Genomic DNA, 15,117 nt, shown 5'->3' on the forward strand with positions numbered 1-15,117 from the left:
CCGTCAACCTAGGGGAGGGCGGTGTCGGCTTGCTGGGAACGCGCCGACACCGCGTCATCCCGAGCCGCAGGAATCCCGAGGGAGAGGGATCCCGAGCGAGAGGGATCCCGAGTCAGAGGAACAGCGACTGCACGATCGGGATCCGCGTCTGACCGATCACGATGACGATCAGGTAGCAGGCGACGGTGATCGGCACGAGCCACGGCGTGAGAGCGCGTCCGACGCGTCGCAGCCCGTCGCCGAAGACGCCCTCGCGGGCGTTGCGCACTGTCGTCGCCCAGAACAGCGGGATCGTGACGCTCCAGACAAGGGCGCACCAGGGGCAGAGCGTGCCGAGCACGAAGAAGCTCTGCGAGATCAGCCAGATCACGAACGCCAGGGCGCCGACGATGCCGATGTTGAACAGCACCCAGAACCAGCGGGCGAATCGCGCGCCGGCCAGCAGGGCGACGCCGACGGCGATCGGCGCGGCGAATCCGCCTAGCCCGATCAGCGGGTTCGGGAACCCGAACACCGACCCCTGCCACGAGTCCAGGTTCTTGCCGCACTGCACGAAGGCGCTGACGTTGCACGAGAGCGCCGCATCCGGGTTCTCGAGCAGCAGGAACTTGTCGATGGTCAGGCTGAACGCGGCCCACCACCCCAGTGCGCCGGCGACGATCAGGAAGACGGCGAGGATCCAGGGGCGGCGCGAGGTCGAGGCCTCGGCGACGGTGTCGGTCACCCTCGCATCCTCGCACGCGGTCGCCGAGCGCCGTCCGAGCGTCGCCGAACCGGTCGGGTCACCCGTTTTCCGGGCGAGCACCGAGCCTGCGAGCGCGCCCCTGCCCGATCGGATGCGCGTTCTGGGCTACTCTGAACACGTCGCTGAGCCGCGCTCGGCGACGATGAATGCTTACCGGGCAGGGTCCCGGGGCCGCGCCCCCGAGCGCAGCGCCGAACCGAACCGGGCCGCGAGTGCGATGACCGCACCGCGTCGGATGCCAGTTCCGAGGCGTGGTGACAGCGCGCCGACGGCGAGACCGCGCCCCGCGCCACGTCGCCGTAGACCATGACAAAGGATTCCGGCGGACCCGAGGGCCCGCCGAACAGGAGCACCCGGACGGGTGGCGCGGTCGCCCCTCCGACGAGGAGACACCAGCGATGGTGGATGAAGAGAAGCCCAAGGGGCGCGGACTGTTCGGCGTGCGCCGATCGCGTCGCGTGACCGCCGAGACCGCAGCACCGCAGACCGGCGCCGAGACCACGCCGGCCGCCGAGACCGGCACGGAGCAGCCGGCCGCCGAGCAGCCGACCGAGGCGCCCGCCGCCGCGCTGGCCGAGCTGGACGACGCGCTCGACAGCATCCGCACCGTCGAGGAGCCGACGCCTGCCGCCGACCCGGCCGCTGCCGAGGCGCCGAGCGAGCAGCCCGCCCTCGACATCCCGCTCGAGCAGCCGGTCGCCGACGCGGCGCCGGTCGAGACGCCCGCCGCCCCGGCCGAGCCCGAGCCCGCCGCGCCGGCCGAGTCGAAGCCCGAGCCCGAGCCCGAGCCCGAGGCCCCGGCCACCCCGCAGTCGCTCTTCGACGGCGCGGTCACGAGCACCTCGCTGCTGTTCCGCGCTCCCGACCTGCCGACCTGGGTTCCGCCGACGCGCGGCGCCCGTGACGAGCAGCCGGGCGGCGGGAACGGTCCCGCCGGCTCCGGCGCGTCCGACGAGCAGGAGCAGAGCACGGGCTCGAGCACGAGCCGTCGCCGCAGCCGTCGCCGTGGCGGCGAGGACGCGCGGGACGGCGACGAGCCGCAGCGCGGCCAGCAGCAGCGTCAGCAGAAGGCGCCGCCCCCGCCCATCACCGAGCCGCAGCGCATCAAGGGCTCGACCCGTCTCGAGGCCAAGAAGCAGCGCCGCCGCGACGGCCGCGACGCCGGTCGCCGCCGCTCGGTCATCACCGAGGCCGAGTTCCTCGCCCGCCGCGAGAGCGTCGACCGGGCGATGGTCGTGCGCGAGGCCAACAACCGCACGCAGATCGCCGTGCTCGAAGACGGCGTGCTCGTCGAGCACTACGTCGCCCGCGCGCAGGACTCCGGCCTGATCGGCAACGTCTACCTGGGTCGCGTGCAGAACGTGCTGCCCAGCATGGAGGCCGCCTTCGTCGACATCGGCCGCGGTCGCAACGCCGTGCTGTACTCGGGCGAGGTCGACTGGGATGCGGTGCAGTCCGATCCCGAGATGAAGAACCAGCCCCGCCGCATCGAGCTCGCGCTCAAGCCCGGCGACCGCGTGCTCGTGCAGGTCACGAAGGACCCGGTCGGCCACAAGGGCGCCCGCCTGACCAGCCAGATCAGCCTGCCCGGCCGCTACCTGGTCTACGTGCCCGGCGGCTCGATGAACGGCATCAGCCGCAAGCTGCCCGACACCGAGCGCGCGCGACTGAAGAAGATCCTCAAGGAGGTGCTGCCCGACGACGCCGGCGTGATCGTGCGCACGGCCGCCGAGGGCGCCACCGAGGAGCAGCTCACCCTCGACGTGCAGCGACTCACCCAGCAGTGGGCCGAGATCGAGCGCGCGGTCGAGATCGGCCAGGCGCCGACCCTGCTGCACAGCGAGCCCGACCTGCTGATCAAGATCGTGCGCGACGTCTTCAACGAGGACTTCCAGCGCATGGTCATCGCCGGCGACGACGCGCAGGCGGCCATCCACAAGTACCTCGGCTCCGTCGCGCCCGACCTGGTCGACCGCGTCGAGCGCTACGAGGGCGACCGCGACGCCTTCGACGAGTTCCGCGTCAGCGAGCAGATCGAGAAGGCCCTCGACCGCAAGGTCTGGCTGCCCTCGGGTGGATCGCTCATCATCGACCGCACCGAGGCGATGACGGTCGTGGATGTCAACACCGGCAAGTTCGTCGGCTCGGGCGGCAACCTCGAGGAGACGGTCACCAAGAACAACCTCGAGGCGGCCGAGGAGGTCGTGCGCCAGCTGCGCCTGCGCGACATCGGCGGCATCATCGTGATCGACTTCATCGACATGGTGCTCGAGTCGAACCGCGACCTCGTGCTGCGCCGCCTGGTCGAGTGCCTCTCGCGCGACCGCACGAAGCACCAGGTCGCCGAGGTCACCTCGCTCGGCCTCGTGCAGATGACCCGCAAGAAGCTGGGCCTCGGTCTGCTCGAGACCTTCAGCGAGCCCTGCGAGCACTGCGCCGGCCGCGGCGTCGTCGTCTACCACGACCCGGTCACGAAGCACCGCGGCAACGGCGGCGGCTCGAACGGCGGCAACGGCGGTCAGAACGGCGGCGAGGGCTCCTCGCGCAGCCGCCGCGGCCGCGGCGGCTCGAACGGCGGCAACGGCAACGGCGGCGGCAACGGCAACGGCCAGAACGGCGGCGGCAACGGCGGCCAGAACGGCGGCGCCGCGAAGGCCAACGGCGGAACCCACGCCATCACCGACGACGTGCGCAACGCGCTGGGTCTGATCGCCAAGAGCAGCGCGGCGGCCCACGCGGGCGGCGAGGCGGGCGAGAAGCCGGCGGATGCGACGACCTCCGCGAGCGCGGGCGCCGCGGGCGCCGCGAGCGGCGCATCCACCTCGACCCCGGCGCCGGAGGCCACCGCGGCTCCCGTCGCCGAGCCGAAGTCGGAGCTGGCCGAGCAGGCCGCCGGTGCGGCGGCCGAGGCGGCCGTGAAGATCCTCGACCTGCCGGTCGTCAAGGCGAAGCGCAACGCGCGCCGCATCAGCACGAAGGACGCCGAGGACATCCTCGACTCCGTGCTCGATGCGCTGCCCGAGCCGAAGCAGCCCGGTCAGGGCCGCGGTCGCGGCTCGCGCCGTGCGGGCTCGGCCGGCGCGGTCGTCACGCCGCCGACGGAGTAGACGCGGCAGCCGCCGCCCGCAGCGCGGGCGCGGAGCACGCCGATCGAGGGCGCGCGGGGCTCAGCCTCGCGCGCCCTTGTCGCGCTGGCGCACGCGCAGCCCCGCGGTCTGCAGGCGCCGCAGCAGCTCGCGCCCGGTCACGGCCTCGGCGCCGCGGTCGACGAACTCCTGCCAGCGCTCCTGCGGCACGTCGTAGTGGTCGTTGTCGAAGGCCCGCCGCGGCACCCCCGCGTCCGCGGCGAAGGCGTGCAGCTCATCCAGGTCGCTGTCGCTCACCAGGTGCGCCCAGAGGGTGCCGTGGGCCGGCCAGATAGGCTCGTCGATCAGCACCGTCACGCGGCGAGTCTAGAGATGCCGGTCGAGGGATGCCGGCCGCGTGAGCACGATCAGGAGGTCCATCCGGATGACCGACAAGAGCACCCGGGCCCGTGTCGCGGCGACCGTCGGACGGCGGGGGTTCGTCCCCGCCCTGGTGACCGCGGCGGCCATCTTCGGGGCCGTGCTCGTGCAGGGCTTCCTCACCGGCGTGATCGCGAGCGCCTACACGGTCGGCACGCTCGGCGGCGACTGGTCGCGCTACGCCGACTCCGCCTGGTCGGCGCAGCTCGCCGTCTCGCTCACCGGCTCGCTGCCCTTCGCGATCGGCGTGTTCCTCAGCCTCTGGCAGATCGCCCCAGTGGATGCGCAGCTGAGGCTCGGCCACGTGCTGAGCCGCGCGGCGCTCGCGACCCTGGTCGGCGCGCTCACGGTCATCGTGGTCGTGGTGCTCGTCTCGTTCGTCGCCGCGGTAGCGGGCATCCCGGATCTGTTCGGCGGGCGCGAGGACCTGACGGGGCTGTTCGACCGCTTCGGCCAGAACACCGCCAGGGGAGTGCTCGGCGCGGCGCAGAACATGATCAACCAGCTCGCGGTCGTGATGCTCGGCGCGGTGCTGCTCTGGGGCTGGCTGCCGCGGCACCCGCGCGAGCACGACGTGCGCGGCGCGCTCGACGAGGTCTGACCGGCGTGTCGCGGGCGGATCGGGTTTGACCGACGCGCGATCTCTCGCGTACTCTTGACCCTCGGTGCTCGCTGGGCTGAGCCCGCGCACCGTGCCTCGGTTCTCCGGGGCCCCGATGCTCGCAGAGCCAGCAGGCTTTGCACGCAAGTTTTCGAGAAGAAGGAATCCCGTGGTTTACGCAATTGTGCGCGCCGGCGGCCGTCAGGAGAAGGTCGAGGTCGGCTCGATCGTCGTCCTCGATCGCGTCCAGGCCGAGAACGGCAAGATCGAACTGGCCCCCGTCCTGCTCGTCGACGGTGACAAGATCACGCACGACGCGAAGGCGCTGGCGAAGGTCACCGTCACGGCGGAGGTGCTCGGCAACGAGCGCGGCCCCAAGATCGTGATCCAGAAGTTCAAGAACAAGACCGGGTACAAGAAGCGCCAGGGTTTCCGCGCCGACCTGACCCGCGTCAAGATCACCGGCATCAAGTAAGGGCTGACGACATGGCACACAAAAAGGGAGCGTCCTCGACCCGCAACGGTCGCGACTCCAACGCCCAGTACCTCGGCGTGAAGCGCTTCGGCGGTCAGGTCGTCAAGGCCGGCGAGATCATCGTCCGCCAGCGCGGCACGCACTTCCACCCCGGCGTCAACGTCGGCCGTGGCGGCGACGACACGCTGTTCGCCCTCTCGGCCGGTTCGGTCGAGTTCGGCGCCAAGGGCGGCCGCAAGGTCGTCAACATCGTCCCGGCGGTCTGAGCCCGTTTCTCACGGAGCTCGATCGTCGAGCAGGAGGGCGGGCTTCGGCCCGCCCTTCTTCTTTTGCCCGGGATGCGCGCGCAGCGCATCCGCTCATCTCAACCGTCCGGGAGGCCCGTCGTGGCGACCTTCGTCGACCAGGTGACGCTGCACCTGCGCGCCGGTCACGGCGGCAACGGCTGCGTGTCGGTGCGCCGCGAGAAGTTCAAGCCGCTCGCCGGCCCCGACGGCGGCAACGGCGGTGACGGCGGCAGCATCACGCTGGTCGCCGACCCGCAGACCACCACCCTGCTGGGCTACCACCGCGGCCCGCACCGTCACGGCGGCAACGGCGGCCCCGGCATGGGCGATCACCGCGCCGGCTACGCGGGCGAGTCGCTCGAGCTGCCCGTTCCGCTCGGCACGGTCGTGCGCAGCGCCGACGGCGAGCAGCTGCTCGACATGACCGAGCCCGGCCAGCGCTTCGTCGTGGCCGAGGGCGGACAGGGCGGGCTCGGCAACGCCGCGCTGTCGACCACGAAGCGCAAAGCCCCCGGCTTCGCCCTGCTCGGCACGCTGGGCTGGGAGGGCGATGTCGTCCTCGAGCTCAAGACCGTCGCCGACGTCGCGCTCGTGGGCTACCCGAGCGCCGGCAAGTCGAGCCTGATCGCCGCGCTGAGCGCCGCGAAGCCGAAGATCGCCGACTACCCCTTCACGACGCTGCATCCGAACCTCGGCGTGGTCGAGGCGGGTCAGACCCGCTTCACGGTCGCCGACGTGCCCGGCCTCATCGAGGGCGCGAGCGAGGGCAAGGGCCTTGGCCTCGAGTTCCTGCGTCACGTCGAGCGCTGCAGCGCGCTGCTGCACGTGCTCGACTGCGGCACCCTCGAGCCGAACCGCGACCCGCTGAGCGATCTCGACGTCATCCTGGGCGAGCTCGGCAAGTACGAGGTGCCCGAGGGGCAGGTTCCGCTGCTCGAGCGCCCGCAGCTGGTCGCGCTCAACAAGATCGACATCCCGGATGCGCAGGAGCTCGCCGATTTCGTGCGCGCCGACCTCGAGGAGCGCGGCTACCGCGTCTTCGAGATCTCGGCGGTGAGCCGGGCGGGGCTGCGCGAGCTGAGCTTCGCGCTGGCCGAGCTGGTCGAGGCCGACCGTGCCACGCGCGCCGCCGACCCGGCGCCGCAGCGCATCGTGCTGCGCCCGCGCGCGGTCAACGCGGCCGAGTTCGAGATCACGGTCGAGGGCGGCACCGAGCCGCTGTACCGGGTGCGGGGCACGAAGCCCGAGCGCTGGATCCAGCAGACCGACTTCAACAACGACGAGGCCGTCGGCTACCTCGCCGATCGCCTGGCGAAGCTCGGCGTCGAGGATGCGCTGTTCAAGAAGGGCGCGACGCCGGGTTCCGCGGTCGTCATCGGCCCCGACAACGACCGCATCTTCGACTGGGAGCCCACGCTCACCTCGGCCGCCGAGCTCATCACGAGCCCCCGCGGCACCGACGCACGCCTCGACGAGAACCGCCGCGCCACCCGCGGCGAGCGTCGCGAGGCCTACTTCGAGCGCATGGATGCGAAGGCCGAGGCCCGCGCCGAGATGCGCCGCGAGCGGGATGCCGGCATCTGGACCGAGCAGTACGCGGCCGACCACGCCGACGACGGCATCGACGGATTCGACGACGACCTCGCCGACGGCGTCGACGTCGACGTCGAGGTCGATGTCGATTTCGATGTCGACCAGACCACCGGTTCGGGCGCCGACTCCGCCGGGCGCCGCTGACCGGACCCGCGAGAACCGAGAGGAACGGCGCCGCCATGACCGACACCGCAGAGCAGACCGCAGCCGCCGCCGAGCGCGCCGCGGCGCCGCAGGGCGCCGCATCCGGTCTGCGCGAGCCGGTGCTCGCGGCGAAGCGCGTCGTGGTCAAGGTCGGCTCCTCGTCGGTCAGCGGCGAGAACTCGGGCCAGATCGAGCCGCTCGTCGACGCGCTGTCGGCGCTCCACGCCCGAGGCGTGCAGGTCATCCTGGTGTCGTCGGGCGCGATCGCGACCGCGATCCCGTTCCTCGATCTCGACGGTCGACCCACCGACCTCGCGACGCAGCAGGCCGCCGCCGCCGTCGGGCAGAACGTGCTCATGTGGCGCTACCAGACCAGCCTCGACCGCTACCGCATCCTCGCCGGCCAGGTGCTGCTGACCGCGGGCGATCTCGAGAACGCGACGCCGCGCGGCAACGCCCAGCGCGCCATGGAGCGCCTGCTGGGACTGCGCATCCTGCCGATCGTGAACGAGAACGACACGGTCGCGACCCACGAGATCCGCTTCGGCGACAACGACCGCCTGGCCGCGCTGGTGGCCGAGCTGGTGAACGCCGACCTGCTCGTGCTGCTGAGCGATGTGGATGCGCTCTACACGCGCCCCCCGCAGGAGCCGGGCGCCGAGCGCATCGACGTCGTGCCGGTGACCGACGACCTGAGCTCGGTCGAGCTCGGCGACATCGGTGCCGCCGGTGTCGGGACCGGGGGCGCGGGCACCAAGATCCAGGCGGCCAAGCTCGCCGCGAAGTCGGGCACGCCGGTCGTGCTGACCTCGACCGCCAACGTGGGCCGTGCGCTCACGGGCGAGAGCGTCGGCACGTGGTTCGAGGCCGGTCCGCGCCGCACCCGCACCGCCGGCTGACCCGCCGCACCGCGGGCTGCCCCGTCCTGCGCGGGCTGACGCGCGCGACGCCGACTCCGGCGCGCTGCCCGCTCAGCGGGCCGAGGCCTCCCGGGTGTCGCGCAGCCGGGCGACCGCCGCATCCTTCGGGATCAGCGGCGTCGCGACGGCCGGGGCGAGTGCGACGAGCGCGAACGCGATCGGATAGCCGACCAGCGTGATGAGCGCGCCGAGCCCGGGCCCGACGAGCGCCGCGCCGAGGAACTGGCCGGTGTTCTGCGCCCCGAGCGCGCGTCCCGACCAGAACGGTCCGGCAATCTCGGCCACCGAGGTGAACGCCAGCCCGTTGTCGGCGACGGCGATGCAGCTCGCCAGCACGTAGGTGACGGCGACCGCGATCGGCAGGTGCAGGCCGCCCGCAGCGGCGGTGAGCAGCAGCGCGGCGATGCCGGCCAGCGCGACCCAGCGCAGCGGGCGCAGGCGGCTGCCGACCCGGTCGCTGAGCCAGCCGACGCCGATGCGGCCGAGCGCGCCGAGGAACTGCGCGACAGCGACGAGAATGCCGGCGGCCAGCGGGTCCCATCCTTGATCGACCTGCAGCCAGACGAGCCCGAAGGTCGAGAGCGCGTACTGCGGCACGACGAGCAGCACCGAGACGGCGTGGATGCGCCACAGCAGCCCGTCGCGCCGGTACGGGTTGGCCGTGTGGTGGGCCGGCGCGTCGGCGCGCGCGGGCCGCGGCGGATCGATGATCACGAGCAGGCACAGCACCGCCGAGACGCCGACCAGGATCGCGCCGAACACGAGAGCCGGGGCGATGTCGCCGCCGGCGACGAGCGCGGGAACCACGATCGCGGCCGCGGCGACACCGAGCGGCTGGCAGCTCTGGCGGATGCCCATCGCGAGACCGCGTCGCTCGGGCGGGAACCAGCCGACGACGACGCGGCCGCTGGCGGCGTTGACCGAGGCGGTGCCGGCGCCGGCGAGCACGAGCATCGCCCCGAGCGGCACGAGGCCGTCGACGAGCGTGGCGCCGAGGGTGGCGAGGGCGGCGATCGCGAGGCCGAGCGCGAGCACGTTGCGCTCGCCCCAGCGGTCGGCGGCGCCGCCCCAGGCGATGAGCGTGAGCACGAGGCCGAGGTTCGGCGCGGTCGCGAGCAGGCCGGCCTGGTCGAGCGGCAGGCCGCGCTCGACGTGCAGCAGAGGGATGAGGAACGCGGGCGTCGCGACCACGACGGTTCCGGCCGCCTGCGCGAGCACGCCGACCGCCAGCATGAGCCAGGGGAGCGGGCGTCGCGTGCGCGGGGCGAAGGTCATGACCGCGAGGCTATGGGATACCGTGGTGGTATACCAACTCGGGGGTGCGCGATGACGAGCGTCGACAGGGGGGTCCGCGAACGGGATGCGGCGGGCGACGCGGGCTCGGGTGCCGTGCGCTCGACCGCCGCGGGCTCGAGCGCCGCATCGGGCGCGCTCGCGGGCGTGCCCGATGCGGCATCCGGCCAGTCGGACCTCGCCTACGCGCGCCTGCGCTCCGCCGTGCTCGGGCTCGAGCTGCGCCCCGGCGACCGGGTGAGCGAGCGCGGCCTCGAGGCGCTGGCCGGCGCATCCCGCACGCCCGTGCGCGCCGCGATGGTGCGCCTCGAGGCCCAGGGACTGCTGCGGCGCGACGGGCGCGGCTGGATCGTCGCGCCGCTCGACCGCGACGAGCTCGACCAGGCGGCCGAGTTCCGCGAGGCGGTCGAGGGCGCCGCGGTGCGGCTCGCCGTCGGGCGGATCGACCTCGACGAGCTCGCCGCCCTGCACGCGCTCGTCGACGGCGAGCCGGGGGAGCCCGATGAGCTGCTCGGCGCGAGCCGCTCGTTCCACAGCCGACTCGCCGCGGCGGGCGGCAACCGCTTCCTCGCCGACGCCGTGGCCGCGGCGCTCGCGCGGCTCGAGCGGGCGCGCTGGCTCGAGGTGCGCACGGCCGAGTCGCGGGAGCGCAGCGCCGCCGAGCATCGCGCGATCCTCGCCGCCGTGCAGGCGGGCGAGGCCGACGAGGCCGAGCGCCTCGTGCGCGCCCACGCCCGCGCCGCCCGCGAGCGCACGGCGGCGGCGCTCGCTCCCGATCGCACGCGCGGACTGCACGTCACGTGAGCGGCGCGCGAGGCGGCTGGAGCGATCGACGCGACAGCGCGCATCCACCGCCCGCCCTAGAATTCCGGGCATGACCGACACGCTCCCCGGCGCCGAGAGCCGCACCTCCGCCCGCACGATCGCCGAGCGCCTGGATGCCGCGCGCGCCGCCGCGCGCGAGCTCGCCACCGCGACGGCCGCGCAGAAGAACGCCGCGCTCGAGGCCATCGCCCGCGCGGTCGAGGAGTCGGCCGCTGCGGTCGTCCCGGCCAACGACCTCGACCTGGCCAACGGCCGCGAGAACGGCATGTCGGCCGGGCTGCAGGATCGCCTGAAGCTCGACGACGCCCGCCTGCGCGCCCTCGGCGGCGCCGTGCGCGAGATCATCGGGCTCACCGACCCGGTCGGCGAGATCGTGCGCGGATCGACGCTGCCCAACGGCCTCAAGCTCAGCCAGGTGCGCGTTCCCTTCGGCGTCGTCGGCGCGATCTACGAGGCCCGCCCGAACGTCACGGTCGACATCGCCGCCCTCGCGCTGAAGAGCGGCAATGCTGTCGTGCTGCGCGGCGGCTCGGCCGCCGAGAACACGAACCGCGTGCTCGTCGCGCTGCTGCAGGATGCGCTCGCTGAGGCGGGCCTGCCGGCCGACGCCGTGCAGACGGTCGACGACTTCGGCCGCGAGGGCGCGACCGCGCTCATGCGCGCCCGCGGCGGCATCGACGTGCTGATCCCGCGCGGCAGCGCCGGGCTCATCCGCACGGTCGTCGAGGAGTCGACCGTGCCGGTGATCGAGACCGGCGCGGGCGTCGTGCACGCCTTCCTCGACCGCGGCGCCGACGTCGACATGGCCGTCGACATCGTCGTGAACTCCAAGGTGCACCGCCCGAGCGTCTGCAACGCGCTCGAGACCCTCCTCGTCGACGCGGCCGACGCCGAGCGTCTGCTGCCGCCGGTCGCCGCCGCACTGAGGGAGCAGGGCGTCACACTGCACGCCGATGAGCGCGCCCGCGCGATCGTCGCCGACGCCGAGCCGGCGACCGACGACGACTGGGACACCGAGTACATGAGCCTCGACCTGTCGGTCGCGGTCGTCGACGACCTGGATGCCGCCCTCGCGCACATCCGCGCCCACTCGACCCACCACACCGAGACGATCGTGACCAACGACCTCGCCCGTGCCGAGCGCTTCCTGGCCGAGGTCGACTCGGCCGCGGTCATGGTCAACGCCTCCACGCGCTTCACCGACGGCGGGCAGTTCGGCTTCGGCGCCGAGGTCGGCATCTCGACCCAGAAGCTGCACGCCCGCGGCCCGATGGGCCTGCCCGAGCTCACCAGCACCAAGTGGCTCGTGCGCGGCGCCGGCCAGGTGCGCGCCTGAACGGATCCACGGGGCGCGCACAGGTAGACTCGCCGCTATGACGACGCTTGCCCTGGTCCTCGCCGAAGCGGAAGAGCACCACCCGATCTTCGCGCCCACCTGGGTCTTCCCGCTCATCGCGGCCGTCGGCTTCCTCATCCTCGCCTTCGTCGTGTGGAGCTACCGCGACGTCGCGAACCGCCACAGCGACAAGGTCGGCCCCGAGGGCGCGCACGAGCACACCTCGGGCATGGACGAGGGCGCGCCCGGCCACTCGCACGGACAGGGCGCCCACTAGGCCGTGTCGAGCACAGGGCCGCGCGCGTGACGGCGCCGGAGCCGCGACGCCGACGGCTCGGCGTGATGGGCGGCACCTTCGACCCCATCCACCACGGACACCTCGTGGCCGCGAGCGAGGTCAAGCAGCACTTCGACCTCGACGAGGTCGTCTTCGTGCCGACCGGCCAGCCGTGGATGAAGTCGCAGGTCTCGCGCGCCGAGGACCGCTACCTGATGACGGTCGTGGCCACCGCATCCAACCCCGACTTCACGGTCAGCCGCGTCGACATCGATCGCGACGGCCCGACCTACACGATCGACACGCTGCGCGACGTGCGCGACGAGCACCCGGATGCCGATCTGTTCTTCATCACGGGCGCCGACGCGGTCGCGCAGATCGTCGAATGGAAGGACCACGACGAGCTCTGGGAGCTCGCCCACTTCGTCGCCGTGTCCCGTCCTGGACACCGGCTGAGCATTCGCGGATTACCGAGCCACGGCGTAAGCTCTCTGGAAATACCGGCACTGGCCATCTCGTCGACGGACTGCCGCGAACGAGTGGGACGGGGACACCCCGTCTGGTATCTGGTTCCCGACGGGGTCGTCCAGTACATCTCCAAGCACCATCTCTATCGGAGTGAGACATGACCGAACCCGACGACCAGCAGTGGTCGCGTCGGCGTCTCCGCGATGAGGCGAGTGATCGCGCCGCGCAGAACGACAGCGCATCCGACGGCACCGACAGCGACGCCGAAACCGACGGGCCGCGCGCGACCCCGCTCTCACCGCGAGGAGCCGCCGAGCCGCTGAGCTACATCACGCAGGAGCGCGGCAGCGCCGCCGGCGGGGCGTTCCGACCGCGCCGCGACGACGACCAGCTCCCTCCCGCCGAGGCGATCGAGCAGGTGGATGCGCCGGCCTACCGCGTGCGCGACTTCAGCCCCGAGGGCCGCGCCGGCGTGCCGTCGTGGGCGCCGGCCTACACGCAGACCCGCAACCCCTTCGCGTCGACCGCCGACCAGGCCGCCCAGGGCGACGCCGACGAGCACGGCGAGCTCGACTACCAGACCGCGCGCCGCGACGAGGTGCCCGCGCCGGCCGCGTCGACGGAGGGCTCCGAGCCGCCGCCGATCACCGAGTCGATCCCGATCTACAACGGCGAGCGCACGATGACGCGCCGCGAGCTGCGTGCCTTGCGCGAGGCCAAGGCCGCCGAGGCCGCCGCCGCCGGTCGTCCCGCCCCCGAGATCTTCGTCACCTCGATAACGGGGGTTCCGCAGGAGCGCCCGGGCGCCGCCGACGAGGCGGACTACATCGAGACGGCCGAGGCCGCGCCGGCCGAGGAGACCGTCGCCGAGTCCGCCGCCGACGTCGCCGAGGCGACCCCGATCGATCGACCGGTCACCGAGCGACCCGAGTGGGCGCCCGTCTTCTCCGACGCGCCGAGCGGCGCCGACGCGGTCGTCGACGAGGCGGCTGTCGAGAGCGACGCCGACGAGACGACGGCGGCCGACCAGGCTGCCGCGCCCGCCGAGACCGCGGCCGAGGCCGAGCCGGATGCGGCTGCCGAGACCGAGGCGGCCGAGCCCGCCGAGGTCGAGACGGCCGAGACCGCCGAGCCCGAAGCCGCTGCCGAGCCCGCCGACGTCATCGAGCCCGAGGCGGAGGCCGAGCCGGTCGAGCCGGAGTCGGCCGAGCCGACCGCCGCCGAGCCGGCGCCCGCGTCGCCGTTCAGCGCAGCGCCGCCGCGCCCCGTCGACCTGATCGAGCCGCCGGAGCCGGCGCGCTGGAGCCCCGAGAGCAACGACGCCTCGGTCTTCGACCAGCTGCTCAGCACCGGCGGGGGAGAGGACGCCCCGCAGTCGCCCTATGCGACCTCCGCCCCGAGCATCGACGAGCTGCTGTTCGGCGCGCCGACGCCGCCCCCGGCTCGGGAGAGCGAGGCCGAGCAGCCCGCCGCCGAGCAGCCCGACGCTGAGGCGACCGACTCCGTCGACGCGCCCTCGGCTCCGGTCGACGACGCGGCAGCTGCCGCGGAGCCGACCGAGGTCGCCGAGGCGGATGCCGAGCCCGAGACCGTCGAGACCGAGACCGAGACGGTCAGCGAGTCGGAGCCCGAGCCGGCCGCCGACCCCGCGATCGAGCCGGTCGGGGCCGAGGCAGATGCCGTCGCGCCCGCTGAGCCCGTCGCGGACGAGCCCGCGGACGAGTCCGCCGCCGAGCCCGTCGCTGACGAGCCTGTCGCTGACGAGCCCGTCGCTGACGAGGCCGACATCGCGGCCCCCGCGGAGCCGGTGCTGCCCTCGCTCAGTGACCTGCCGCCGCCGAACGCCGATCCGGCGGAGCCGAACGGCAACCCCAACTCCTACCTCGGCGCCGCGCCGTCGCTCGCCGACCGCGTCGACATGCCCGCGCCGCCGTCGTGGCGGGCGCCGGAGCCGCCCGAGCAGGACGCTCCCGCCGCCGAGGCCGAGGCTGAAACCGACGAGCACGACGCCGAGCCGGTGCTGGCCGACGCCGACGCCGAGGAGATCGTCGTCGACGAGGCTCCGGCCGACGAGCCGGTCGAGGCGCATCCCGTCGTCGTCGACGTCACTCCGCTGCCGGCCGAGCCGCTCCCCGACGCACCGGCGACCTCCGCGGACCCCGCGGCCCTGCACTGGTCGAACCAGCACGAGGACGAGCACGGCGACTTCGTCGCCAGCCGCGACGTCATCGGCGGCCACGGCGTCGTCACGACGAACGCGCTCGTGCTGCCGTCGATCCCGCAGCCCGAGTTCGGGACCCCGCTCGCAACGACCGGCGAGATCATCATCACCGGCTCGATCGATCTGCCCCGCAGCCTGTCGTCGACCGGTGCGCACCCGACCCAGCTCGACGAGTCGGCCCTCGACCACGAGCTCGACCCGGGCGACCACCAGGTCGCGTCGACCGATTCGCAGCCGGTCCGCGCTATCCGCGCGGTCAGCACGCACACGTCGACGCGCGGCATGATGTCGAACCCGAAGCCGCGCGGCAACCGCACGCTGACAGTGCTGATCATCGCGAGCGGCGGCCTGGCCGTGCTCGTCGTCGGCGTTCTCATCTTCGGCATCGTGACGAACCAGTTCTGATCGTCGTCGTGCCGCATCCCA

14 protein-coding genes are annotated in these 15,117 nt (G+C 73.3%); 11 read left to right on the forward strand and 3 right to left on the reverse strand.

The window, feature by feature from the left end; genetic code table 11:
• Positions 1-112: 112 nt before the first annotated feature.
• Entirely contained in the window at positions 113-724 is a 612-nt protein-coding gene (locus FJ658_RS14140) for a vitamin K epoxide reductase family protein (RefSeq protein ID WP_141146034.1), read from the reverse strand.
• 419 nt (positions 725-1,143) lie between these two features.
• Here FJ658_RS14140 and FJ658_RS14145 point away from each other — a divergent pair, with 419 nt between their 5' ends.
• Positions 1,144-3,852 carry an Rne/Rng family ribonuclease gene (locus tag FJ658_RS14145; protein ID WP_141146035.1) on the forward strand — a complete coding sequence of 903 codons (2,709 nt, stop codon included), beginning with the start codon at positions 1,144-1,146 and terminating at the stop codon, positions 3,850-3,852.
• A 60-nt stretch (positions 3,853-3,912) separates the two neighbouring features.
• Here FJ658_RS14145 and FJ658_RS14150 read toward each other — a convergent pair whose 3' ends face one another.
• Positions 3,913-4,188: a DUF4031 domain-containing protein gene (locus FJ658_RS14150; protein WP_141146036.1), complete on the reverse strand. Its 276-nt coding sequence runs from the start codon at positions 4,186-4,188 to the stop codon at positions 3,913-3,915.
• A 67-nt stretch (positions 4,189-4,255) separates the two neighbouring features.
• On the opposite strand from FJ658_RS14150, the gene FJ658_RS14155 reads away from it, so the two are divergent.
• The 5 genes from FJ658_RS14155 (at position 4,256) to proB (ending at position 8,250) form a co-directional block, all read left to right on the forward strand.
• Entirely contained in the window at positions 4,256-4,852 is a 597-nt protein-coding gene (locus FJ658_RS14155; protein ID WP_141146037.1) for a hypothetical protein, read from the forward strand.
• A gap of 169 nt (positions 4,853-5,021) precedes the next feature.
• A complete protein-coding gene (gene rplU / locus FJ658_RS14160) occupies positions 5,022-5,327 on the forward strand; it encodes a 50S ribosomal protein L21 (protein ID WP_141146038.1) in 306 nt (101 codons plus the stop codon).
• Positions 5,328-5,338: 11 nt separating this feature from the next.
• A complete protein-coding gene (gene rpmA, locus FJ658_RS14165) occupies positions 5,339-5,593 on the forward strand; it encodes a 50S ribosomal protein L27 (RefSeq protein ID WP_141146039.1) in 255 nt (84 codons plus the stop codon).
• 120 nt (positions 5,594-5,713) lie between these two features.
• Positions 5,714-7,351 carry a GTPase ObgE gene (gene obgE, locus FJ658_RS14170; protein WP_141146040.1) on the forward strand — a complete coding sequence of 546 codons (1,638 nt, stop codon included), beginning with the start codon at positions 5,714-5,716 and terminating at the stop codon, positions 7,349-7,351.
• Positions 7,352-7,386: 35 nt separating this feature from the next.
• Complete coding sequence (proB, locus tag FJ658_RS14175) at positions 7,387-8,250, forward strand: glutamate 5-kinase (protein ID WP_141146041.1); 864 nt, start codon at positions 7,387-7,389, stop codon at positions 8,248-8,250.
• A 72-nt stretch (positions 8,251-8,322) separates the two neighbouring features.
• Here proB and FJ658_RS14180 read toward each other — a convergent pair whose 3' ends face one another.
• Entirely contained in the window at positions 8,323-9,546 is a 1,224-nt protein-coding gene (locus FJ658_RS14180; RefSeq protein WP_141146042.1) for an MFS transporter, read from the reverse strand.
• 51 nt (positions 9,547-9,597) lie between these two features.
• Between FJ658_RS14180 and FJ658_RS14185 the strand changes: the two genes are divergently transcribed.
• From FJ658_RS14185 to FJ658_RS14205, 5 genes are all read left to right on the forward strand, one after another.
• A complete protein-coding gene (locus tag FJ658_RS14185) occupies positions 9,598-10,368 on the forward strand; it encodes a GntR family transcriptional regulator (RefSeq protein ID WP_141146043.1) in 771 nt (256 codons plus the stop codon).
• A 70-nt stretch (positions 10,369-10,438) separates the two neighbouring features.
• Positions 10,439-11,725, forward strand: coding sequence for a glutamate-5-semialdehyde dehydrogenase (locus FJ658_RS14190; RefSeq protein ID WP_141146044.1), 1,287 nt, complete (start codon positions 10,439-10,441; stop codon positions 11,723-11,725).
• A gap of 37 nt (positions 11,726-11,762) precedes the next feature.
• Positions 11,763-12,002 (forward strand): hypothetical protein, encoded by a 240-nt coding sequence (locus tag FJ658_RS14195; RefSeq protein WP_141146045.1) that lies wholly within the window; start codon positions 11,763-11,765, stop codon positions 12,000-12,002.
• Positions 12,003-12,028: 26 nt separating this feature from the next.
• A complete protein-coding gene (gene nadD, locus FJ658_RS14200; protein ID WP_255447750.1) occupies positions 12,029-12,631 on the forward strand; it encodes a nicotinate-nucleotide adenylyltransferase in 603 nt (200 codons plus the stop codon).
• Positions 12,628-15,096 (forward strand): hypothetical protein, encoded by a 2,469-nt coding sequence (locus tag FJ658_RS14205; protein ID WP_141146046.1) that lies wholly within the window; start codon positions 12,628-12,630, stop codon positions 15,094-15,096. The genes nadD and FJ658_RS14205 overlap by 4 nt, the downstream gene beginning before the upstream one ends.
• The last annotated feature ends 21 nt before the right edge of the window (positions 15,097-15,117 follow it).

Origin of the sequence: Schumannella sp. 10F1B-5-1 (genome assembly GCF_006517535.1) — a bacterium.
In the GTDB taxonomy this organism is placed as follows: Bacteria; Actinomycetota; Actinomycetes; order Actinomycetales; family Microbacteriaceae; genus Schumannella.

Coding starts and splice junctions, on each gene's coding strand:
- FJ658_RS14205 (WP_141146046.1), top strand. CDS start 12,628: ATGACCGAACCCGACGACCAGCAGTGGTCGCGTCGGCGTCTCCGCGAT.
- FJ658_RS14185 (WP_141146043.1), top strand. CDS start 9,598: ATGACGAGCGTCGACAGGGGGGTCCGCGAACGGGATGCGGCGGGCGAC.
- FJ658_RS14195 (WP_141146045.1), top strand. CDS start 11,763: ATGACGACGCTTGCCCTGGTCCTCGCCGAAGCGGAAGAGCACCACCCG.
- FJ658_RS14145 (WP_141146035.1), top strand. CDS start 1,144: ATGGTGGATGAAGAGAAGCCCAAGGGGCGCGGACTGTTCGGCGTGCGC.
- FJ658_RS14190 (WP_141146044.1), top strand. CDS start 10,439: ATGACCGACACGCTCCCCGGCGCCGAGAGCCGCACCTCCGCCCGCACG.
- FJ658_RS14155 (WP_141146037.1), top strand. CDS start 4,256: ATGACCGACAAGAGCACCCGGGCCCGTGTCGCGGCGACCGTCGGACGG.
- rpmA (WP_141146039.1), top strand. CDS start 5,339: ATGGCACACAAAAAGGGAGCGTCCTCGACCCGCAACGGTCGCGACTCC.
- proB (WP_141146041.1), top strand. CDS start 7,387: ATGACCGACACCGCAGAGCAGACCGCAGCCGCCGCCGAGCGCGCCGCG.
- FJ658_RS14180 (WP_141146042.1), bottom strand. CDS start 9,546: ATGACCTTCGCCCCGCGCACGCGACGCCCGCTCCCCTGGCTCATGCTG.